This window comes from Catenovulum agarivorans YM01 (assembly GCF_000281085.1).
Lineage (GTDB): Bacteria > Pseudomonadota > Gammaproteobacteria > Enterobacterales > Alteromonadaceae > Catenovulum > Catenovulum agarivorans.
In genome coordinates this window covers 230,784-252,201 of the sequence record NZ_JH767523.1, presented here as the reverse complement: position 1 = coordinate 252,201, position 21,418 = coordinate 230,784, and the positions used below count along the sequence as shown (strand labels likewise).

The following is a 21,418-nucleotide window of genomic DNA, read 5'->3' as shown; positions in this document are numbered from 1 at the left end:
AAAATCGCGGGTATGCTACCAAAATCGAGTCAATTTATAAATATATGCGGTGACTGATTAAGCCATGTTGTAGGCTTCGTGTAGATGCGTATCAATCGCTTTCATTATTTGATGACGGGTAATAGTACCAAGTAAATGTCCATCATCATCAATAACAGGGTAAATACGCGGTCGTGACAACGCCATTTTTTGCGCTACTTCTAACACTGAAGTATAAGGTTTCACCGATTTAATTTCGGTAGCCATAATGTCACCGACCTTAGCAACCTGCTCTCGATAATAAGTCGACTCTATCATCTGCGTAATACAGTCTTGCTCAGATAAAAAGCCAACCACTTTACCACGGCTATCTAATACCGGCCCACCTGATTGGTCTATATCTAAAATACGTTCCACAGCTTCGGCGATATTCATATCTACAGAAAATGTCACCGGTCTTTTATTCATGTAATCTTCTACTTTTAGTGATTTCATATGCATTCCCCACTTGAAAACAACCGCTGTTTCTTTAAATAGTAGTAGAAAGAAAAAAGATAGCTATGTTTTTGATAGAAATTATTTTATTTCTACTTTTATTGTTTAATTTTGTCGACTAGTTGGCTAATCCAAGCTTCGGATGCGGCCGCTGTATCCATAGTTTCGCACGCGTCAATTTCTAACCTATCTAGCATACGTTTAGCCATAGTTTCACTCATCACTTCATCAAACTGTTTACCCGCTTCACAAAAGGTTTCGCCATAAGATGAATCGCCCATGCAAATAACCGCATATCCGGTTTTTGATAAGTTAGGTGCATTGTCACGCAACCCTAAATACACATCCTCAATATTTTGTGGAATATCACCAGAGCCAGTTGTACTGCTGATAATTAACCAGTTCGCAGCGTTCGCGGCGAGTACATCATCTAAATCGCAGTCTGAAAAAAGTTTTACTGCAAAACCTGCATTTTCTAAGCGAGTAGCTGAAGTTTCAGCTAACTCTTCAGCACCGCCATATACTGAGCCGTATAAAATTGCGATATCTGTCATAAATTTTCCTCGTTAATCATAGGTAATTGAGTTAATTGTAATATTTGTTGAAAGCTTTGATCAAACCCAGCTGTTATCGTCAGCATCTCGCCAGTAATTGGGTGTGGAATTTCAACCTTAGCTGCATGTAATGCCAGTCTAAATTGATTTAGCTGGTCGCGTAAATAACGATTATATTTATTGTCGCCATAATTCACATCGCCCAAAATTGGATGACGTAAATGGGCTAAATGTCGACGAATTTGGTGTTTTCGCCCATGGATTGGCATTAATTTAACTAAGCTAAATCTTGATTGTGGATAGCGATTAATTTCAATATCAAGCGTCGACTTAGCTAAAGTTTCAAATTGAGTGACAGCTTCTTTTGCAGGCGGATTCAGCTGCATTTTTTTATCGGATATTTTATCCGGCTGCTCAATTAAAGCTTTGTCAATTATACCTTGTTCTGGTGTATGCCCACGGCTAATTGCATAATAGGTTTTACTCATTTTACGCGCTTCAATAACTGCACAAACTAATTTAGCGGTTTCTGAGCTGAGTGCCATTAACAATACACCAGAGGTTGGTCTATCTAACCTATGCACAGGGTAAACATATTGACCTATTTGGTCGCGCACCATTTGCATGGCAAATTGAGTTTCGTGTTTGTCGATTAAAGATCTGTGCACCAACAAACCCGAAGGTTTGTTCACCGCAACTAAATGCTCGTCTTGATACAAAATTTCTAACACACTTATTCCTTATTCAAACAACTGGTCTATACGTTTAATAACTTGGAGAATTGCAGTTATCTTGTCACTTGTTTGCCCACTAAAAGCTTCTTCTGCAATTGGCGTTAAACACAACAGGCTTGGCATAGAAAGTTGCTGCTGCACAATAATTTGCATTTTTTCGATAAAAATAAATTGTAGCCACTGATGAAAGTCTAAAGTATCTAACGCGAATGGCTGTTGGCTTTGCAAAGCTTGTTCTGGTGGGCGGCTGTCTTGCCATAAATCAGCAGCTTTTAATCCGTCAGTTAATTCAAGCAATAAATCTGCAACTTGCTGATGTTTAGTCAAAGCAATGCGCTCCCAATAAAAAAACGGTATTATAACGCCTTTGAACTATTTATTGGGCTGATTAATGCAAAACATTTCATGCTTATACCAACTAGTACAATTTGCTGGTTGTGACTATTGTATTTTTGATGTGGGTAGACGCGTGGTTGAAATAGACAAAACCACCTTTGAACAATTTGAAAATGGTCAATTAGCTTATCCTTACCCAATTCAAAGTCATGCAAAATTTGCATTGGTTTATTGGCCTATGGGGCAAACAGATAACCCATACATTTGGTTTTTAAACCTACCACTAGATGAAGAAAGTCAAATTGTCCCTGGCTCGCGCAATCATTTTGTCGCTATCATTCAAGAACCTTTGGGCAGCGATTTCGCACAACAAAGTGACGAGCAACAACAATTACCGGATAACCCATATATAAAGTTACCTGAACAAAACAAAGTTGCTTTAGTAAACGCCCGCATTAAAGATAAATTTAAACGCGAATTTTCATCACTTGCGCTCGCCTGTTTAGACTTTTTACAGCAAGAGGATAAAAACAACTGGCAAAACTTAACAGTGCAAGGTTGGGCAGATGTATTGGTACAATTGGCAGATCCTAAAATTCAAAATTTAATCCAAAATGAATTTTGGCTATTGCCAATCGAGTTACAAAACCAACTCATTCCAATTTTAGAGCACTGTGAGTTACCAAGGGCTTTAGTTAATATCTCAATTCGCCAATTAGAAAAAGAGCAAAACCCAGCTCAACAGCTGGCAATTTTGCGTTTATTGGCTGGTCACAGTGAACAAACCAAGGTGCAAACTTGGCTAACAAGCCAAATTGCTGAAAGTAAACCTGCCACTGAAATGTTAGACCTATTGATGATTTTAGGCGCGCGCTGCTGGACTGCATTAAAAGATCCATTATTGCTGACTGTGTATTTAGAAAAAATAGCAGAGCTGCCAGCCAATAATTTTGAGGCATTATTTAGAGATGCAATTGCGCTACCCAGTTTGCGCAGACCTATTTTAGCTTTAATGCAAAACCCCAGTGCATTACCAAAAACCCGTGTAGCCGTTAGTAATATGATAAAGGCAAGTTATGGTACAACTCATTGATATTTTAGTAATTGCACTACTTGTTGCCGTTATTTTGCAGTTTTGGCTACTACGTAAACAAAGCGAAGCAGCGCTTGCATATGCACAAGATTATTGCGAGCGTAACGGTTTGCAATTTGTATCTGTTAGCCGCAAGCAAACTCGTATTAAGCTGTTTAAACGCAATTTAATTGAATGGCATAGCCAATTTGCTTTTGAATTTAGCGGCAACGGCGAAGATTTATGCCAAGGTCAACTATCATTAATAGACCAAAGATTAATTAACGTAAACGCTGAAGCGTATCGAATTAACTAGAGCAAATTTTTATGTTTTCATCTCGCAACAAAAGCTCACAACACAGCCGCCAAACTAAGCCGCGCAGTAAAAAACTGAGCTTGTTAGATGAAAACATAGATAGGCAAATTCAGGTTATTCATGCAGCCATAGCACAGAAGCTATTAAATTCAGCGGAACTTAGACAGTTAGCACGCGACAAAATAGAAGCTAAATTTAAACAAGGCCGGCTGAGTTATAGCGAATATTTGCATTGGCTCAGTACCTTAGACAATTTTGAACTGACTGATACATTCATTTTAGGTTTTACTGAATACACCCCACAGCTTCGCCGCTGGCGCAGAAATACCCCATTCACAGGCATACTGACAGAAGAAGAGCGCCAGCAAGCGCTTGAACAAAATTCCGCAGGCACACTGACCTCTGCACTAAATCATCCTTTTTAACATTTTTGCGTTTTTTACATAAGCTGACGTTTTTTCAGCATAATTAGACTAATCTATACCAGCAGATAAACTTGAAAAAAGATTGAGTTTATCCGTTTACTATATGTCGAAAAATGTTGTGGAGTACTATGGCTGAATCAAAACAAAATGGTTTTATGGAAAATTGATTTCACTCGATTAAAAACACGCCCTTTACAATTGGGTTATTAGCTAAAAATTAAAAGGAAGAAGAAGATGAAAGTAATGGTGATTATTAAAGCATCAAGTAGTTCAGAAGCTGGTGAGTTGCCTAGTCAAGAGTTACTAACAGCCATGGCCAGTTATAATGAAGCATTAGTTAAAGCTGGTATTATGATGAGTGGTGACGGATTAAAACCAAGCAGTGAAGGCTATCGAATTCGTTTTGAAGGTGACGACCGAACTGTTATTCAAGGCCCGTTTAGCGAAACCAACCAACTTATAGCTGGCTATTGGATATGGCAAGTACAAAGTATGGAAGAAGCGATAGAGTGGGTGAAAAAATGCCCTAATCCAATGAAAGAAACTTCTGACATTGAAATACGCTCGTTTTACGAAATGGCTGATTTTGCCGACAATGATCCTGACCAAGCAGTCGCGCAACGCGAACAAAAATTAAATCAAACCATTAAAATGCACCAAGCCAACTTAAACACTTATCTGTTTTTTAACGGGCAAGCTGAAGCTGCAATTGCTTATTACCAGCAACACTTGAGTGCTGAACTAACTCTAATGATGCGTTTTAATGAATCACCTGATCCTATACCTGAAGGTATGTTGCCTAAGGGTTACGAACAAAAAATCATGCATGCACAAATTAAAGTAGCGGATCACGAGTTATTTATCTCTGACGGTTGTGCTCCAGACGAACAACCACAAGGGTTTAGCATAGCATTAACCTTAACAGAGTCTGAAGAAGTTGAACGCATATTCAACGCATTAGCTCAAGACGGCAACATAATAATGCCACTTGAAAAAACATTCTGGTCACCTCTTTTTGGCCAAGTAAAAGACAAGTTTGGCATATCTTGGATGTTGATGTTACCTGATGAACAAACGCAATAATCATTGAGCAAATAGCATATTTTTCACCTCATGAGCCTAAATCATTAATGCGATTGAGGTGAAACATTCCAAATCAGAGCTCAACTTAACGTCAATAACTAAATACAACTTGTTGAAACATGCATTTGCGCAACGCTTGAACAAAATACATGATTTGCACTAAACTCAGTTGTCATTGAAGGACAATTTAAAATACATTAGTGCACTGATTGGATGAATTTCAACCATTCTGTGCTCTCGGGAAGAACAAATGTTAAAAATAATCTTTATAACGCTGAGTGCAGTTATCTGCCTACTCGCAGTATATTTGTTAAATCAAGCTAGGTTGTACAAATACAGACAACGACTTATCAACACATACACTTTTCCGAAAAAGCTCAGTGATGAAGTTGCCAATAAATATCCACATTTAGACGAGCAGCAAATACAAAGTGTCATTAAAGGCTTGCGTGAATATTTTCACATTTGTTTAGATGCCAATAAAAAATTTGTCGCTATGCCCTCACAAGTTGTTGATGTTGCTTGGCATGAGTTTATTTTATTTACTAAAGAATATAATCATTTTTGTAAAAAAGCCTTTGGCCGTTTTTTACACCACACACCAGCAGAAGCCATGGAAAAACCAACCTTGGCGCAAGATGGTATAAAAAATACGTGGAAAATAGCCTGCAAAAGAGAGCGGATTAATCCAAAAACACCAACTGCATTACCAACCCTATTCGCGCTAGATACACTATTAAAAATTGAAGACGGCTTTAAATATTCAGTTAATTGCAGTATCAAAGGTAGTAATCAATATTGTGCTTCGCATATTGGCTGTGGTTCAGGATCTGGCTGCGGTGGCAGTTCAGATGGTGGCGGTAGTAGTTGTGGTGGCGGCTGTGGTGGTGATTAATTGTGCAGAAAACCAAATTTAGTCTCTGCCGATAAAGAGCTGATTCAATCTGTTTATACTGCCGGATATAAATTGCAGTTTTAAGCACAATAAAATAAACCTTTGACTGATTAATACAAATAAGTGCATTATTTGTGCACACTAACTAGCAAGGAATCAAGCTATGAAAATGTTTGTTCTATTACTCATTTCAACCTTATCTTTTACTAGCCTAACAGCCAGCGCCAAAGTTTATCTAGCGTCAGAGCTTGCAGCTGAAGTGCAGCCAATTGTGAGAATTGAGCCAAGGTATCCAGCCCAAGCGGCTCGCGATGGCATAACAGGTTATGTAAAACTTAAATTTATCGTCAACGAGTACGGCTCAGTAAATGATGTTGAAGTGATAGAATCTGTCCCAGAAGTTATTTTCGACCGACAAGCAATTAAAGCAGTACAAAAGTGGAAATACAAACCAAGTATTGTTGATGGCAAAGCGGTTAAAGTTTGGCAAGAAACCCAGCTTGATTTCCGTTTAAGCCAATAAATTCTGCGAATGAAACCTTCAGCTAAACTAATACATAGTATTTTTTCGATAACTTGCTTGCTGCTATCTTTGGCTGCAGTTAGTACAGCGAGAGCCCACCCAACCGGTAATCTTGTTTCTATTGGCGACACAGCCTACTTTCCTTATGTATTTCCAATAGACCATACAGGCCACAAATCATCAGTACTAAGTTGGCAAGCTGGCAGGCAAGTCAATGTGATTTTAACTTCAAAACATAACGCCAGTGATTTTATGTTGTCTGCACAAAATAATAGCCTATATATTATTGAGCGCAGGTATGAACAAAGTAGCAGCAAAAATTATGTTAAGTTATTAAAGTTAAATACTGACAATAGCACAAACACCATTTGGCCATGGTTTGAAGACAAATGGCGATTAGGTGAAGGTGGATTTCATCTTCAATCAGAGCAACAGATCATATTTGTAAAGTATCCAGATGTGTTGATACACAGAGCTGATGGCTCAGTCGATAAAGCGTTTGAATTCCCGCATCCAGTCAAGCGGCTGAGAAAAGTAGCACAAGGTTTGTTATTGTTGGGAGAAAACCAAGCTTGGTTAGTTAACCAGCGAGGCAAAGTGCAAAAACAATGGGCAAACTTACTTAGTCAAACAGTCGAAAATGCCCCACTCAATCGCAATCAGATTTTCGATATTGATTACCACAACAACACCTTACTCGTGGCAAACTGGGGAAACAGAAGTTTTGATATACACACAAAAGCGAGTCGCACAAACATACAGCAATTAGACGCACCTTATACGGCACATTGGGTCAATCATTTTGCCGATTCATATTTAATGATGGCATCTAGCATTAGCTTTGATGGCAATAACCCACAGCCACTTTTAATTTTAAAAGCAGCCGCCAATGCTCAAGCACAAATAATTTGGCAAGATTAAAACCAATTATCCATTTGCTCAAACACCTCAAGTAAATGCACCTTTAGCTGTTCAAACAGTATATCGTTGCGCCTATTGTGCACGAAATATACAGGATATGAGATCTCAGGCGCTTGCGGTGTTAATTTTAGCTGTCCAGAGCGCAGGTAGCGCTGAATTACACGCGTTCTAAAATAGCCACTTCCTCCACTATCTAAAATCATTTGTAATGCTACTGGGCCTAAAGAAATCGACAGCTTTTTGATAGCAAGCTCAGGTAACGCTTGATCATGAAGTTTTTTAAAAGTTTCTCCCCAGTCAATAAATATGTACGGCAGCGGACTATCACACGACTGGACTTGAACTAACTTTTCGTCAAGTAGGTGGTCTATTTGAGTATTTTTACTATAAAAAGTTTGATGTGAAATAATGATATCAATCAAACCATCTTGCATTTTTTCATACAAGTGTTTTGAGTCATTCACATCCATGGTAACAACTAAGTCTGGCCAATATGTTTGAATAGCTGTCAACCATTTTGCAGCTATTGGATTCCATAATGTTAAGTCACACCCGATCGCCAACCGATTATCCAAATTATAGGTCAATGGAATATTACGTTTGATCGCCAATGAAGTTTCAACGATTTGCCGAGCGTATGGCTCTAAATGCAGCCCATTGGCCGTGAGCTTAGCGCCGCCCTTATTTCGTACAAACAACTTACAGCCTAATTGCTGTTCAAGATTTTTGATTCTAGCTGTTACTGTGGTTTGAGTGACGTGTAACATTTGCGCCGCAGCACTAAAACTGTGCACCTGGCAAATAGTTAAGAATGTTTTGGCATTTACATAGTCCATACACGCCTCTTTAATATCATTATTTTTGTTATTAATTCGCAAATATATTCATTATACCTAAACCATATAAATCCATACAATAAAAAAACACCAATTCAGTGCAATAATCACCACCAAGGTGCATGCGATTTATGGGTAAAAATTCAATTAATTTGCAGCGATTAAAAATCGCCAATAGAGTGATGCTTTTCTGCACAGTGATGACACTGGCGCTAATAACTTTAGTCTATGGATATGAACGATACCTCTCATTAACTCAACAAATTGTTGGTCATATTTCAATTATGATATTACCTGCAATATTCAAAGTATCTTATGTTGTTAGGTTAACTTGCCTTAGAGCGCTAAATTTAAATGATTAATAAAAATCTATTTAAGCATATTTATTTATATTTTGGAGCAACCGAGTTACGCGCTTCAAAGTCTGAAGTAGTTGCAACGGCACTCACATCTGTCGTGGGGATTACTTGTGTTTTATATTTTGCAAAATTAATTGGTAGTGAAATTGGCTCAACAGCTTTAGTTGAGCAAAATTCCTATGTTGTTACCTCGATAGCCGCAACTGCAGTTTTAGTATTTGCAGTTCCACATGGCACTTTTTCTCAACCTTGGCCGGTCATTGGTGGGCACTTAATCAGTGCAATATTAGGTGTAACCAGTGCTACGTATATCGAAAATAACTTGTTGGCAGCAATCGTTGCTGTATCACTTGCAATATTGCTGATGCAACAGTTACGTTGTATCCACCCTCCTGGCGGTGCAACAGCGCTAGGCGCCGTATTTAGTGAAGATGTTGTTTCAACTATTGGTTATGGCTATGTTATCTACCCTACACTCGTTAGTTGCGTAACCATTGTCTTAGTCGCATTTGCAGTTAATTACCTATTCAATTGGCGCCGATACCCAGCACATTTATTTTTCCGTAATTCACGTAAAACAATAGTGAGTCCTGCGGACAGGAAAAATGAAATTACCAATGAAGATTTTTTTAAAGCGCTGCAAGATCACGATTCATATATTGACCTATCCGCTGACGCTTGGATGGATATTTTCGACAAAGCGGCCAATCATGCTGAGGTGGATAGTCACCACCCGGAAAAAATACAAGTCCAACGCTTTTATAGTAATGGTAAGCTCGGTATAAATTGGCAAATCAGAAAAGTGCTGTATGTCAGTAAGCTTGGCAAAGTTCACTACAAAGTCATAGAAGGTATGGGTAAAAATGAGCGCGGTGTTTGCACTAAAGCAAACTTTATCATTTGGGCAAAATTTGAAGTGCGAAAAAACGTTGCAGGACTTTGGCAAAAACTAGCAAACGACTAATAAACAAGCTCAACCTTTAATCGGCTTGACATTATCAGCTTGATTAAAGTCTAAACAAACCGAGTTGATGCAGTAACGAATGCCTGTCGGATCTGGTCCATCGTCAAATACATGGCCTAAGTGGGCATCACACTCTGCACAACGTACTTCGGTACGGTGCATGCCATGGCTGTCATCCATTAAAAATTTTATTTTATTTTTATCTAGTGCATCAAAAAACGCCGGCCAGCCACACCCTGAGTCATATTTTTGTTCAGATGTGAATAGCGGCGTTTTACAGCATATACAATGATAAATACCGGTTTTCTTGTTATTTAATAACTTGCCAGTAAAAGGGTACTCAGTACCACCTTGTCGTGTCACTCGATACGTTTCAGCATCGAGTGTTTCTAACCAATATTTATCATCTTTCATTATTTAATGCGTACGATTTCTCTGTCACTTGACCAGTTCAAATGATAGAACTGACCACGTGGTTGGTCAACACGTTCGAACGTGTGAGCACCAAAGAAATCACGTTGACCTTGCAATAAGTTTGCAGCTGTCGTCTCACTACGATAAGAATCGTAATACGCCAATGATGAAGTGAAACAAGGCATAGCAACACCTAAACGCACACCATCAACAATTGACTCACGCCAGCTAGACTGGAATTTCTCGATTTGACCAGCGAAGAAATCATCCATCAACAAGTTTGGTAATTCTTTATCTTTGTTGAATGCATCTGTGATTGATTGTAAGAATACTGCGCGGATGATACAGCCTGCACGCCAAATTTTAGCGATCGCTGCAAAATCCAAGTCCCAACCTTGTTGTTTACCGGCAGTTTTCATTAATTCAAAACCTTGTGCGTAAGCACAGATTTTTGAACAATATAAAGCATCGTGTACACGTTGGATATAAGCTTCTTTCTCACTATCAGCAACTTGAGTAACCTCTGGGCCTTTTAAAATACCAGAAGCTTTAACACGGTTGTCTTTTAAACCAGATAATGCACGTGCATATACTGAAGCAGTTACAGCCATAGCCGGAGAACCAACTTCTAAACTGCCAATAGCAGTCCATAAACCAGTACCTTTTTGACCAGCAACGTCTAAAATTTTATCAACTAAAGGCTCGCCAGTTACCGGATCGTCTTGATCTAATACTTCAGCAGAGATTTCAATTAAGTAGCTGTTTAACGGACCTTTGTTCCACTCACGGAAAATTGCCGCGATTTCTTTAGGAGTTAAACCTAACGCACTGCGTAAACTATCATAAGCTTCACAGATTAATTGCATGTCAGCATATTCGATACCATTGTGAACCATTTTTACATAGTGACCAGCACCTGTTGGACCAATATATGCTGCACACGGCTCACCTTCTTTAACCGGGTTGCCTGGCTCATTGTTTACTAATGGAAGACCTGTATTTGGGTCAACTTTTGCTGAGATAGCCTCTAATACTGGCTCTAAACGTGCCCAGCCTGCTTGGTCGCCAGAAGGCATTAATGAAGGTCCGAAACGTGCGCCAACTTCACCACCAGATACTGCACAGCTGAAGAAGATGAACTTGCCATTGTATTGCGCTTCACGCTCTACAGTGTCAGTCCATAAGCTGTTACCTGTATCAACTACGATGTCGTCTTGTGATAAACCACATTCCATTAACTTACCACATACGATATCAACTGGTTTACCAGCTGGAATAGATAAGATAATTAAATAAGGCTTTTCTAACTTGCTTAGCATGTCTTCGAATGAAGTACAGCCAGTAATACGAGCTGGTTGATCACCACGCTCTACTTCGTCTTGAGATAAGATGCCTTGAACTTTTTCTGCATCTAAGTCAAAAGCTGCTACTGAGTAGCCATTGTCTGCAAGGTTAAGACCTAGGTTTTTACCCATTACGCCTAAACCAATCAGACCGATCTGACATTGTTGAGTCGTGCTCGACATATTCTTTCCTATTTGTTTGCCTGCTTTGAAAACTGCGAAGTATTCTAGCTAAAAAGGGCTTTAGCGACCATAGAGATTGGCCTGAAAACAAGCAAGAATGGATAAAGTAGAATTATAAAGATAATAAGTTCGATAAATGCGGTTAATAATGGCAAGGTATTTAACAGTTTAATTACCTTGCCACCACCGTTACTTTACAAGTAAGAAAAGATTAAACAATTTTGCGGCGCACAACAAAACTCATACTGTGTGCTTCTTGCCAATAGCCCGCTTCGAGTTGAGTGGCATTTTTTTGCAAACCATCCTCTACAGCTGTATCAAAAATTAAACTCCATTTATGATTTTGTGGTAACTGTGGCAGTTTAAAATGCACATCTGTATGGCTCGCATTAATAATAATCAACACCCTGTCTGTGTCTTGCTCATGCTCATTGTCCACCCAAGACAACTCAACAGCGATTGCACTGTTATGTGGATTGTGCCAATCGCCATCGTGCATTAGTTCGCCAGCATCGTTAAACCAGCATACTTTGTGACTGTTTTTACTGCCGTAATAGTCGTCATCTTGTAAGTTTAACGAATGCAACAATGAACATCCGTGACGCAAACTAATCAGTCTTTTAACAAATTCGAGTAATTTTTTATCTTCAGGTTTTAATTGCCAGCTTAACCAACTAATGGCGTTGTCTTGGCAATAAGCGTTATTATTCCCTAGCTGAGTACGACCTATTTCGTCACCGGCTAAAAAGTGTGGTGTACCTTGCGACAAAAATAGCGTAGCTAACATATTGCGTTTTTGTTTTTGCCTCAGTTTATTAATTTTTTTATCTTCGGTCGGCCCCTCTACCCCATAATTATTGGATAAATTATGCCCGTGGCCATCGCGGTTTTGTTCACCATTAGCATCATTGTGTTTATGGTTGTAACTGACCAAATCATGCAGAGTAAATCCATCATGGTACGCAATATAATTGACGCTGGTATTTATCGTCCGTAAACCTTTTAAAAATACATCTCGCGATCCCATTAAACGTGTAGCAAAATCTGGCAACAAACCTTCTTGGCCAGCCCAAAAGCCACGCACAGTGTCTCGGAATTTGTCGTTACACTCATGCCAGTTTTCTGGAAATTGTCCAAGGCGATAACCACCCCAGCCTATATCCCAAGGCTCGGCAATTAATTTAACTTGGCTTAAGACAGGATCTTGGAATAAAACTTTAAAAAACGCTGAGTAATTATCAAAGTCATTGCCTTCACGCGCTAAGCTGACTGCCAAATCAAATCTAAAACCATCAACTTGCATCTCTTCAACCCAATAACGCAATGATTGAGTAACTAACTGCAATACATAAGGGTTATCTAGGTTAATACTATTACCACAACCTGTATTGTTGACATAACGGCTATAATCTTTATGGCCGTCAAACTGTTCAAACATATAAAAGTTGCGGTTATCAAAACCTTTAAAAGAAAGAATAGGACCGTCAAAACCACCTTCAGCACTGTGATTAAACACCACATCTAATATCACTTCTATGCCAGCTTTATGTAGCTCACGCACCATGGTTTTAAATTCAGTGGTAGAATCAGTACTCGCATAACGAGGATCTGGGGTAAAAAAGTTAATTGGGTTATAACCCCAATAATTGCACAATCCTAGTTTGGCAAGCCGTGGTTCACTCATAAACGCCATAACAGGCATAAGCTGCAAACTAGTCACGCCGAGCTCTTTTAGGTACTTGATAACTTTAGGCTGAGCTAAACCTAAATACTTCCCTTTAAATTCATCTTTGACCTGCGGATGAATTTGGGTGAAACCTTTTACGTGCAGCTCATATAAAACAGTATCTGAATCTGGAATATATGGTTTTTCAGCACCTTGCCAATCAAACTCACAAGCGTCTTGCACAATACATTTAGGGATCATGTATTGTGAATCACCTTGATAAAGCCTTTCGTTCCATTCTACAGGCCGATTTAACCCCTTGGCATAAGGGTCAATCAACAATTTATGATTATCTTGAAATAAGCCTTGCTCAGGTACACAAGAGCCAACAACACGATATCCATAAAACTGACCAGGCTCTACACCTTCAACAAACGCGTGCCATACCCGCCCTTTTTTGCCCGGCATATCTATGCGGCAAATTTCTTCTTCATTTTTGTCAAAGAGACAAAGTTCTACTTTATCAGCGTAAGGAGAATAAACTGCGAAGTTAGTCCCCTTACCGGTAAAATAAGTTGGCCCTAGCACTTTTGCTGAGCCAAGCGAAACTTTATATCCTTTTACTTCAAATAAAATATCTTGAGCAGGCATATTCACGCGTCTATTACTCCATTAGTCTTCAAAAACTATGTACAGCGTAGCCAATGGTGGCAAATCTACCAATATTGAATGTGATTGATTTTGCCATGCTTTATCTTCTGCTTGGAACTCACTGTTATTGCCATAACCACTGCCCCAATAAGATTTATCATCAGTTGATAATAACAACTTATAATTACCTTTGTCTTTGACGCCTAATCTATAGCCATCTCGCGGGACTGGGGTAAAGTTACTAACCACATAAACTTTTTGGTTAGTACCATCTGCTTTACGTACAAAAGATAAAATACTTTGACCTGCGTCTTGATGTTCTATCCATTCAAAACCACCTGGTTCATGGTCTTTTTGGTATAAAGGAGCATAAGTTTTATATAGCGTATTTAAATCACGATATAATTCTTGCACACCTTTATGTTTGGGATATTCAAGTAAATGCCATTCAACTGATGATTCATGATTCCACTCATGACCTTGACCAATGTCATTGCCCATAAAGTTAAGTTTTTTACCTGGGTGACCGAACATAAATGCAGCATAACTGCGTAAGTTCGCAGCTTGTTGCCATTCATCACCTGGCATTTTGTTCATCATTGAACCTTTGCCATGCACCACTTCATCATGCGAAATTGGCAAAATGAAATTCTCGTTATAGGCATACACCATAGAGAAGGTAATTTCATTGTGATGGAATTTACGGTACGCAGGATCTTTAGCGATAAAATGTAAACTATCGTGCATCCAGCCCATATTCCATTTAAAGCCGAAGCCTAAACCACCTTCAAATACTGGACGCGACACTTTAGCAAACGCCGTTGACTCTTCAGCTATGGTAAATGCATGCGGGAAATTATTATAAACTTCTTCGTTAAACCAACGTAATAAACTAACAGCTTCGTAGTTTTCATTACCGCCATCGACGTTTGGTACCCACTCGCCTTCATTACGTGAGTAGTCCCAATACAACATACTGGCAACAGCGTCTACACGCAGGGCATCAACATGGAACTTATCTAACCAGAATAACGCACTTGCGACTAAAAACTGGCGAACATTGTCTTTACCAAAGTCGTAAATACATGAGTTCCAATCAGGATGCCACCCACGACGCGGATCTTCATATTCGTATACAAAAGTACCGTCAAAACGGGCTAAACCGTGACCATCTTCAGGGAAGTGAGCTGGTACCCAGTCAACGATAACCCCGATCTCATTTTGGTGGCATTGATCAACAAAATATTTGAAATCATCCGGCGTACCAAAACGGCTAGTCGGTGCAAACATACCAACGGGTTGGTAACCCCAAGAGCCATCATACGGAAACTCAGATACAGGTAAAAACTCGATATGTGTATAGCCCATATCTTTAACGTAAGGAATTAACTCGTCGACCATTTCGCGATAACTTAATGGCGTACGACCATTATTATCGTATTTAGCTTTCCAACTGCCGGCATGCAATTCATAAATTGACATAGGTGTTTTGTAACGGTCAACTTTAGCTTGTGACTCTAACCAAGCTTGGTCATTCCATTTATATTTACTATGGTCAAAAACAACTGACGCATGCGACGGATATTGCTCAGCGCAAAAACCAACTGGGTCTGCTTTATGTGGTAAGCGGTTACCCATAGGATCTTTAATTTCATACTTATACTTAGTGCCCGTTTGAATGCCCGGGACAATCAATACCCAGTGGCCACAATTGGTTTTTTCCATTGGGTGCATGCGTCCATCCCAATAATTAAAATCGCCAATTAAACTCACTGCAGTGGCATTTGGTGCATACACAGCAAAGCGTGTTGCTTGAATTGTGCTGCCATTCAACAATTTAACATCAAGTAATTGAGCACCCAATTGCTCATAAAGGTTTTGTGGTTTCATGGTGACATAATGGACCGCATGAAACGCTTCATCTTTAAATTGGTATGGGTCTATTACTTCATATGTGTGTTCTGGATTTGAAATGCGTAACTTGTAGTTAAATGCTTCGCTGACGTCAAATACGCCTTCGAACAAACCACTGTCTTCAACTTGATTCAAAAAGCCGAGTGGCTTTTCTGTACCCAGTTCGACTACTTCTACTTTAACCGCACCTGGTACCCAAGCGTTGAGGTTAAAGCCGCCTTGTTTGTTATTTTCTGTTAAACCTAAATAGTGGAAAGGGTTGTGTAAATTGACTTGTTCGAGTTTGTTTACAAGCATACAAAGTTCCTATTGTACTGTTTCTAGTAAATTTGAATTTTTTCCTGCTGCGCAAATGCGTATGTCGTGTAGTTGCCCTAAATCGAATTTAGAAACTGACCATTTGAGTTTGCGTGATAATGCTTTAGCTTTCAATCCCCTATAGCGCTTAAATTTCAGTTAATCGTCTAATTTTTGCTTAATGTATAAATATTTAAAACCACGCGAACATTTTTTAAACAGCTGATTCACGTGGTTTCAAACTCTTGAACCCAAGCAACATAAAACACATGTTTAAGAGCTATTACATCTGTAAATAGCTCGGGTATAGTTAAATTGTATTTGCTCTCGCTTCTTTTAACGCTTGAGCTAAATGATTTACTTCCGGTAGAGAGAAAATATCTTCAACATCCATAGTCAATTTTCTGCGCCAATTTGGGTATTCATCACAAGTGCCTGGCACGTTTACCGGTTTATCCATTTCTAACCAATCTTCTAACTGCAAAGCTAACAACGAAGATTTAGCTTTGGCCATGTGAACCTGCATTGCGTAGTTAAGCTCTTGGGTCATGCCAACTTGATGAGCATCATGCGATATATAATGTGGAATTGAGCCATGCCCATGCAAACTATCTAAAATTCGTTGTTTTGAAACATGTCGAGCATGAAATAAACCTTCTAGCTCTATTTCATCTTTATAGATACCAAGTTCTTTCCCCAATTTTAGATCATCACAGTGCCAAAAACCTTTGAGCGTTGCCATATCATGCGTGGTTAACGTTGCCATAGCTTGTTCTGGGTAATGTGACGGCGAATAAAAGCCGCCGTCTGGTGCTGTTTCAAAGAAAAATACCCGATATGACAATACGTTGTTTTCAGCAAAAATATCGCGAATACCAGCAGGCACAGTGCCTAAATCTTCACCTACTATCATGCATTGATTTCTATGACTTTCTAAACACAGCAAGGCCAACAAATCATCTAATGGATAATATACATAGGCACCTTGTGTTGCATGCCCGCCTCCCGGCACCCACCACAAACGCAACAAGGCCATTACGTGATCAATACGCAATGCTCCACATGACTGCATATTGGTTCGATACAAATCGATAATAGGTTGATAACCCTGATCGTATAACTTGTTAGGCTCCATAGGAGGTAAACCCCAACTTTGCCCTTGTGGTCCAAGCGGATCAGGTGGCGCACCAACACTAATATCGGCACAGTATAAGTCTCGGTTAGCCCAAACTTCAGCACTGCCCGAACTTACACCCACAGCTAAATCACGATAAATACCCAGTGTCATGCCAAGTTCTTTAGCTTTTTGTTGGCAAGCTTCTAGTTGTTGTGCTGCAATCCACTGACACCAAGCATAAAAATTGACTAAGTCTGGATGTTGCTCAGCAAACTTTGCGACATCTGGTTTTGAATATTCATTTAAGTTTTCAGGCCAACTTGGCCAACCCCAAGCAAAAATACCTTGTTGTTGCAAGTTATCTTGTACCGCATCAAAAATAGCTTGTTGCTGTAAAGATTCACCACCTTGTTCAACAAAATGGTTAAACTCTTGCTGCGGACAATTCTGTTTAAAGTATTCAAATAAGGCTTTTAGTACAGGCAGTTTAATGTGTGCAACTGCACTATAATCAACGTATTCAACTTCACGCGCATGCTGTTTAGTTTGCTGAAAATTCTCGCTCGCGATGAGGGTTTGTACTTGATTTGATTGAGTAAAACCATCAACCATTTCTGGGTCTATATACCACAAGTTCAACCAACGGCGTGACGATGGACTATATGGGCTGCAACTATCTGGATTAGATGGATACAAAGCATGAATAGGGTTTAAACCAACAAAATCGGCACCACGCAAAGCCATTTTTTCAATTAAAAAAGTTAAATCCGTAAAATCGCCTATACCCCAATTGCGTTTGGAGCGAACACAATATAACTGAATACTGGTACCCCAAATCTTTTTTCCTTCTGCTATGGCGTTTGCATCGTAACAGCGAGTTGGCGCAACAATTAACGACTGAGCTGATAACAGATTGTTTTCATCATCAATAAGCTCAAGTTCATGGTAACCCCAAGGTAGGGTTTGCGGAATGGATATAAGGTATTCTTGATATTCTATGTCTTGTATCAGCGCAACATCTAACATTTCACCAGCAACGGGCGTGAATACGTGCTCAATTGTTTCGCCATTTTCTAATAGTAATTTAAATTTAAACTGACTGTTTGCTTGAACAATTGCAACTCTAACTTCAATTTCAATATCTTCGTGCTCGCGAACAATTTTCACAGGGTTAACATAACCAAGCCAATAATCGCGTTTTTCTTTTTCTAACTGCTTTTGTAGTTCAGCTTGGTCGTCTACTGCATATCCCATAGCGCGTAATATTTTAGCTTTACTGCTTTCATCAACACTTTCTTCCTTGCCCCAAGCATTTATATATTTGGTTTCAATGCCCCTAGCCTTAGCTATATGCTCAATAAGTTCGTTGTTCATCATGAATCCTAGTTAGCTGTTTGTGTTTAGCATAAACGAAAATACAGATTTTTCACGATTTATTCGGTTTTCGCATACGAATTCAAAAACTAGCTAAATAGTGAATATATATGTATTTGTAGCAAAAAATTTCGGGTTTTTATTCACTATTTTTTGTATAATGCGCGCAGTTTTTTACGCTATAACAAAATCCATGTCACTCTAGCTTGCAACAAGCGGGTTGAAAGTTGGGTAACACATAATGATTCAAATTAAATAATTAGGAACCACTATGACTATTAAAGTAGGTATCAATGGTTTTGGCCGTATCGGTCGTTTCGTTTTCCGCGCTTCTGTAGAGCGTGACGATATCGAAGTTGTTGGTATTAACGACCTTATCGATGTTGAATACATGGCGTACATGTTGAAGTACGATTCAACTCACGGTCGTTTCCAAGGTGAAGTAGAAGTTAAAGACGGCAACTTAGTTGTAAATGGTAAAACTGTACGCGTTACTGCTGAGCGTAACCCTACAGATTTGAAATGGGATGCGATTGGCGCAGAAATCGTTGTTGAATCAACTGGTTTATTCTTAACTGACGAAACTGCACGTAAGCACATTGAAGCTGGCGCGAAAAAAGTTGTAATGTCTGCACCTTCTAAAGATGCGACACCTATGTTCGTATGTGGCGTTAACTTAGACGCTTACGAAGGCCAAGACATAGTTTCAAATGCATCTTGTACAACTAACTGTTTAGCACCTCTTGCTAAAGTATTAAATGATACTTGGGGTATTAAAGACGGTTTAATGACAACTGTTCATGCAACAACAGCAACGCAAAAAACTGTTGATGGCCCTTCTGTTAAAGATTGGCGCGGTGGTCGTGGTGCTAGCCAAAACATCATTCCATCTTCAACTGGTGCAGCTAAAGCTGTAGGTAAAGTAATTCCTCAGTTAAATGGTAAATTAACTGGTATGGCTTTCCGTGTACCTACTCCAGATGTTTCTGTTGTTGACTTAACAGTTAACTTAGAAAAGCCTGCAACTTACGAAGAAATCTGTCAAGCAATGAAAGATGCTTCTAACGGTGCATTAAAAGGTATTTTAGGTTACACAGAAGACGAAGTTGTTTCTAACGACTTTATCGGTGAAAAATGTACTTCAGTATTCGATGCTAAAGCAGGTATCGCATTAACTGATACTTTCGTTAAAGTTGTATCTTGGTACGACAACGAAATCGGTTATTCAAACAAAGTTTTAGATTTAGTAGCTCATATTGCTAAAAACTAAAATTGGTTTGATTCCAATAAAAAAGCCGTCTGATTAGACGGCTTTTTTGTATCTTAAAGGGAATTAGCAACTAAGCCATTCCCCTAGCGACATAAGATTATGCTTGTGAAGCAGCTTTTGCTAATTCAGTGATTCGTTTCCAATCACCAGCTTCAACAGCATCTTGTGGTACTAACCAAGAACCGCCCGCACAACGAACGTTTGGAAGTGCCAAATAATCTTTTAAATTACTTGGGCTAATACCACCAGTTGGACAGAAATTGATATGCGGGAATGGACCACCAATAGATTTAAGTGCATTCACCCCACCGTTTGCTTCTGCTGGGAAAAATTTGAAACAGTCGTAACCGTGTTCAATACCAAGCATCAGTTCAGAGATAGTTGCAATACCTGGAATTAATGCGGTTTTGCTTTTGTTTGCTGCTTCTAACAAGCCAGGTGTTAAACCCGGGCTGATTGCAAATTTAGCACCTGCATTTTCAACTGCTTGTAGTTGCTGCGCATTAATTACCGTACCTGCGCCTGTGATAGCTTCTGGTAATTTCTGAGAAATTAACTCGATTGCGTCCACTGCACACTCTGTACGTAAGGTGATTTCTAAAACGTTAACACCACCTTCCATCAAAGCTTCAGCTACTGGAACTGCATGCTCAAGTTTTTTAAATACTAATACAGGTACTACTTTTCCTGCATTCATCACGTCAAGGGGCTGCATAGCCCAATTTCTTGTTGCCATTTACTTAAACCTTATGTGTTCTGCGCAATGTAAGCTGCTGCGCCTAATAACCCGGGTTGCTCTTCCGTGACTATGTATACAGGTATAGATTTATTTAACTTCTCAAAGCGGCCTTTTGCATCAAAACGGTTTCTAAAACCACTTTGCACAACGTAGTCGATAAAGCGCGGAACAATTCCCCCTGCTATGTAAACACCACCTTGAGTTAATAAATTCAGCGCCAAGTTACCACCAAAGCTACCGAGCGTGTCACAAAATACATCAAGCGCTTGTTTACACAAGTCACATTCTCCAGCAAGTGCCTTTTCAGTCACTTCTGCTGGCTCTAATGATTTTATGTCTGCGTCGTTAATATGAGCTAGGGCGCGGTAAATGTTCGCTATACCTTGTCCTGATATTATTCTTTCTGCCGAAACATGACCCAGTTCGTCTGCTAAAAATGCTAAAATTTTAGCTTCAACTTCTGTGTTTGTTGCAAAATCTACGTGGCCACCCTCACCTGGTAATGGTACCCACTTGTCCGCCAAAGGAACAACATGAGCAACACCAAGGCCAGTGCCGGCACCGTAAACTGCAATCGGTTTATCCAATTGAGGTTGTTCACCGCCAACTTGAATTTTTTGTTCATCAGCAAGAAATGGCACAGACAAAGCAACCGCAGTGAAATCATTGATCACATAAAGTGCTTGTACACCCAACTCTTTCTGACTCTGTTCGATCGAAAACGACCATGAGTGATTTGTCATGGTAATTTGATCACCCGCAACCGGACACGCAATTGCCATACACACATGTGTAGGCTGGGCACATCCACTGTCTTGGATATAAGCTTTGATCGTATCCACAGGTGACGCGAAATCTGTCACCTTATACTTTTTAATATCACGAATGCTATTAATACCATCCGTTTGCGCGATACGCATATTGGTACCGCCGATATCCGCTACTATTTTTGTCATTT

The 21,418-nt window shown here is 39.4% G+C and carries 21 protein-coding genes; 9 read left to right on the top strand and 12 right to left on the bottom strand.

Annotated elements, in window-relative coordinates:
* Nucleotides 1–57: 57 nt before the first annotated feature.
* The 4 genes from WSC_RS0105765 to WSC_RS0105750 form a co-directional block, all read right to left on the bottom strand.
* Nucleotides 58–474 (bottom strand): CBS domain-containing protein, encoded by a 417-nt coding sequence (locus WSC_RS0105765; RefSeq protein WP_016954965.1) that lies wholly within the window; start codon nt 472–474, stop codon nt 58–60.
* A 98-nt stretch (nt 475–572) separates the two neighbouring features.
* Nucleotides 573–1,028, bottom strand: a complete 456-nt coding sequence (locus WSC_RS0105760; RefSeq protein WP_016954964.1) for a flavodoxin domain-containing protein — start codon at nt 1,026–1,028, stop codon at nt 573–575.
* On the bottom strand, nt 1,025–1,759 hold the full coding sequence (gene truC / locus WSC_RS0105755) for a tRNA pseudouridine(65) synthase TruC (RefSeq protein WP_016954963.1): 735 nt from the start codon (nt 1,757–1,759) through the stop codon (nt 1,025–1,027). The genes WSC_RS0105760 and truC overlap by 4 nt, the downstream gene beginning before the upstream one ends.
* Before the next feature lie 9 nt (nt 1,760–1,768).
* Nucleotides 1,769–2,089, bottom strand: a complete 321-nt coding sequence (locus tag WSC_RS0105750) for a YqcC family protein (protein WP_016954962.1) — start codon at nt 2,087–2,089, stop codon at nt 1,769–1,771.
* A 64-nt stretch (nt 2,090–2,153) separates the two neighbouring features.
* Here WSC_RS0105750 and WSC_RS0105745 point away from each other — a divergent pair, with 64 nt between their 5' ends.
* From WSC_RS0105745 to WSC_RS21940, 7 genes are all read left to right on the top strand, one after another.
* A complete protein-coding gene (locus WSC_RS0105745; protein ID WP_016954961.1) occupies nt 2,154–3,191 on the top strand; it encodes a DUF3549 family protein in 1,038 nt (345 codons plus the stop codon).
* Complete coding sequence (locus tag WSC_RS0105740) at nt 3,175–3,486, top strand: DUF3301 domain-containing protein (protein ID WP_016954960.1); 312 nt, start codon at nt 3,175–3,177, stop codon at nt 3,484–3,486. The genes WSC_RS0105745 and WSC_RS0105740 overlap by 17 nt, the downstream gene beginning before the upstream one ends.
* 11 nt (nt 3,487–3,497) lie before the next feature.
* On the top strand, nt 3,498–3,911 hold the full coding sequence (locus WSC_RS0105735; protein WP_016954959.1) for a hypothetical protein: 414 nt from the start codon (nt 3,498–3,500) through the stop codon (nt 3,909–3,911).
* Between the two features lie 234 nt (nt 3,912–4,145).
* Complete coding sequence (locus tag WSC_RS0105730) at nt 4,146–4,994, top strand: VOC family protein (RefSeq protein ID WP_016954958.1); 849 nt, start codon at nt 4,146–4,148, stop codon at nt 4,992–4,994.
* A gap of 250 nt (nt 4,995–5,244) precedes the next feature.
* Complete coding sequence (locus WSC_RS0105725) at nt 5,245–5,889, top strand: glycine-rich domain-containing protein (RefSeq protein WP_016954957.1); 645 nt, start codon at nt 5,245–5,247, stop codon at nt 5,887–5,889.
* Nucleotides 5,890–6,052: 163 nt separating this feature from the next.
* A complete protein-coding gene (locus WSC_RS21945; protein WP_016954956.1) occupies nt 6,053–6,412 on the top strand; it encodes an energy transducer TonB in 360 nt (119 codons plus the stop codon).
* A gap of 69 nt (nt 6,413–6,481) precedes the next feature.
* Nucleotides 6,482–7,333, top strand: coding sequence for a hypothetical protein (locus WSC_RS21940; RefSeq protein WP_157447196.1), 852 nt, complete (start codon nt 6,482–6,484; stop codon nt 7,331–7,333).
* Here WSC_RS21940 and WSC_RS25475 read toward each other — a convergent pair.
* Entirely contained in the window at nt 7,330–8,169 is an 840-nt protein-coding gene (locus WSC_RS25475) for a LysR family transcriptional regulator (RefSeq protein ID WP_016954954.1), read from the bottom strand. The two genes, WSC_RS21940 and WSC_RS25475, sit on opposite strands and share 4 nt — an antisense overlap.
* A 354-nt stretch (nt 8,170–8,523) precedes the next feature.
* Between WSC_RS25475 and WSC_RS0105700 the strand changes: the two genes are divergently transcribed.
* Nucleotides 8,524–9,492 carry an HPP family protein gene (locus WSC_RS0105700; protein ID WP_016954952.1) on the top strand — a complete coding sequence of 323 codons (969 nt, stop codon included), beginning with the start codon at nt 8,524–8,526 and terminating at the stop codon, nt 9,490–9,492.
* A 9-nt stretch (nt 9,493–9,501) separates the two neighbouring features.
* Here the strand turns inward: WSC_RS0105700 and msrB are convergent, their stop codons facing one another.
* From msrB to malQ, 5 genes are all read right to left on the bottom strand, one after another.
* On the bottom strand, nt 9,502–9,906 hold the full coding sequence (gene msrB, locus WSC_RS0105695; RefSeq protein ID WP_016954951.1) for a peptide-methionine (R)-S-oxide reductase MsrB: 405 nt from the start codon (nt 9,904–9,906) through the stop codon (nt 9,502–9,504).
* Nucleotides 9,906–11,432 (bottom strand): NADP-dependent phosphogluconate dehydrogenase, encoded by a 1,527-nt coding sequence (gene gndA, locus WSC_RS0105690; protein WP_016954950.1) that lies wholly within the window; start codon nt 11,430–11,432, stop codon nt 9,906–9,908. Before gndA ends, msrB begins: the two co-directional genes overlap by 1 nt.
* A gap of 211 nt (nt 11,433–11,643) precedes the next feature.
* Nucleotides 11,644–13,749 carry a glycogen debranching protein GlgX gene (glgX, locus tag WSC_RS0105685; protein WP_016954949.1) on the bottom strand — a complete coding sequence of 702 codons (2,106 nt, stop codon included), beginning with the start codon at nt 13,747–13,749 and terminating at the stop codon, nt 11,644–11,646.
* A gap of 21 nt (nt 13,750–13,770) precedes the next feature.
* Nucleotides 13,771–15,960, bottom strand: a complete 2,190-nt coding sequence (glgB, locus tag WSC_RS0105680) for a 1,4-alpha-glucan branching protein GlgB (RefSeq protein WP_016954948.1) — start codon at nt 15,958–15,960, stop codon at nt 13,771–13,773.
* A 310-nt stretch (nt 15,961–16,270) separates the two neighbouring features.
* The gene (malQ, locus tag WSC_RS0105675; protein WP_016954947.1) at nt 16,271–18,451 is read right to left on the bottom strand and encodes a 4-alpha-glucanotransferase; all 2,181 of its coding nucleotides are present in this window, start codon (nt 18,449–18,451) and stop codon (nt 16,271–16,273) included.
* Nucleotides 18,452–18,722: 271 nt separating this feature from the next.
* Between malQ and gap the strand changes: the two genes are divergently transcribed.
* Nucleotides 18,723–19,721, top strand: coding sequence for a type I glyceraldehyde-3-phosphate dehydrogenase (gene gap / locus WSC_RS0105670; protein WP_016954946.1), 999 nt, complete (start codon nt 18,723–18,725; stop codon nt 19,719–19,721).
* Nucleotides 19,722–19,818: 97 nt separating this feature from the next.
* Here the strand turns inward: gap and WSC_RS0105665 are convergent, their stop codons facing one another.
* Nucleotides 19,819–20,457 carry a bifunctional 4-hydroxy-2-oxoglutarate aldolase/2-dehydro-3-deoxy-phosphogluconate aldolase gene (locus WSC_RS0105665; RefSeq protein ID WP_016954945.1) on the bottom strand — a complete coding sequence of 213 codons (639 nt, stop codon included), beginning with the start codon at nt 20,455–20,457 and terminating at the stop codon, nt 19,819–19,821.
* An 11-nt stretch (nt 20,458–20,468) separates the two neighbouring features.
* Nucleotides 20,469–21,416, bottom strand: coding sequence for a glucokinase (locus tag WSC_RS0105660; protein ID WP_016954944.1), 948 nt, complete (start codon nt 21,414–21,416; stop codon nt 20,469–20,471).
* Between the last annotated feature and the right edge of the window lie 2 nt (nt 21,417–21,418).

Bases quoted from the DNA above. Each gene is read 5' to 3' on its own strand.
- WSC_RS0105725 (WP_016954957.1), top strand. From the start codon at position 5,245: ATGTTAAAAATAATCTTTATAACGCTGAGTGCAGTTATCTGCCTACTC.
- gndA (WP_016954950.1), bottom strand. From the start codon at position 11,432: ATGTCGAGCACGACTCAACAATGTCAGATCGGTCTGATTGGTTTAGGC.
- WSC_RS0105730 (WP_016954958.1), top strand. From the start codon at position 4,146: ATGAAAGTAATGGTGATTATTAAAGCATCAAGTAGTTCAGAAGCTGGT.
- WSC_RS21945 (WP_016954956.1), top strand. From the start codon at position 6,053: ATGAAAATGTTTGTTCTATTACTCATTTCAACCTTATCTTTTACTAGC.
- WSC_RS0105740 (WP_016954960.1), top strand. From the start codon at position 3,175: ATGGTACAACTCATTGATATTTTAGTAATTGCACTACTTGTTGCCGTT.
- glgX (WP_016954949.1), bottom strand. From the start codon at position 13,749: ATGCCTGCTCAAGATATTTTATTTGAAGTAAAAGGATATAAAGTTTCG.
- malQ (WP_016954947.1), bottom strand. From the start codon at position 18,451: ATGAACAACGAACTTATTGAGCATATAGCTAAGGCTAGGGGCATTGAA.
- WSC_RS0105665 (WP_016954945.1), bottom strand. From the start codon at position 20,457: ATGGCAACAAGAAATTGGGCTATGCAGCCCCTTGACGTGATGAATGCA.
- WSC_RS0105700 (WP_016954952.1), top strand. From the start codon at position 8,524: ATGATTAATAAAAATCTATTTAAGCATATTTATTTATATTTTGGAGCA.
- WSC_RS0105735 (WP_016954959.1), top strand. From the start codon at position 3,498: ATGTTTTCATCTCGCAACAAAAGCTCACAACACAGCCGCCAAACTAAG.
- glgB (WP_016954948.1), bottom strand. From the start codon at position 15,960: ATGCTTGTAAACAAACTCGAACAAGTCAATTTACACAACCCTTTCCAC.
- WSC_RS0105760 (WP_016954964.1), bottom strand. From the start codon at position 1,028: ATGACAGATATCGCAATTTTATACGGCTCAGTATATGGCGGTGCTGAA.
- msrB (WP_016954951.1), bottom strand. From the start codon at position 9,906: ATGAAAGATGATAAATATTGGTTAGAAACACTCGATGCTGAAACGTAT.
- WSC_RS0105765 (WP_016954965.1), bottom strand. From the start codon at position 474: ATGAAATCACTAAAAGTAGAAGATTACATGAATAAAAGACCGGTGACA.
- WSC_RS25475 (WP_016954954.1), bottom strand. From the start codon at position 8,169: ATGGACTATGTAAATGCCAAAACATTCTTAACTATTTGCCAGGTGCAC.
- WSC_RS0105745 (WP_016954961.1), top strand. From the start codon at position 2,154: ATGCAAAACATTTCATGCTTATACCAACTAGTACAATTTGCTGGTTGT.
- gap (WP_016954946.1), top strand. From the start codon at position 18,723: ATGACTATTAAAGTAGGTATCAATGGTTTTGGCCGTATCGGTCGTTTC.
- WSC_RS0105660 (WP_016954944.1), bottom strand. From the start codon at position 21,416: ATGACAAAAATAGTAGCGGATATCGGCGGTACCAATATGCGTATCGCG.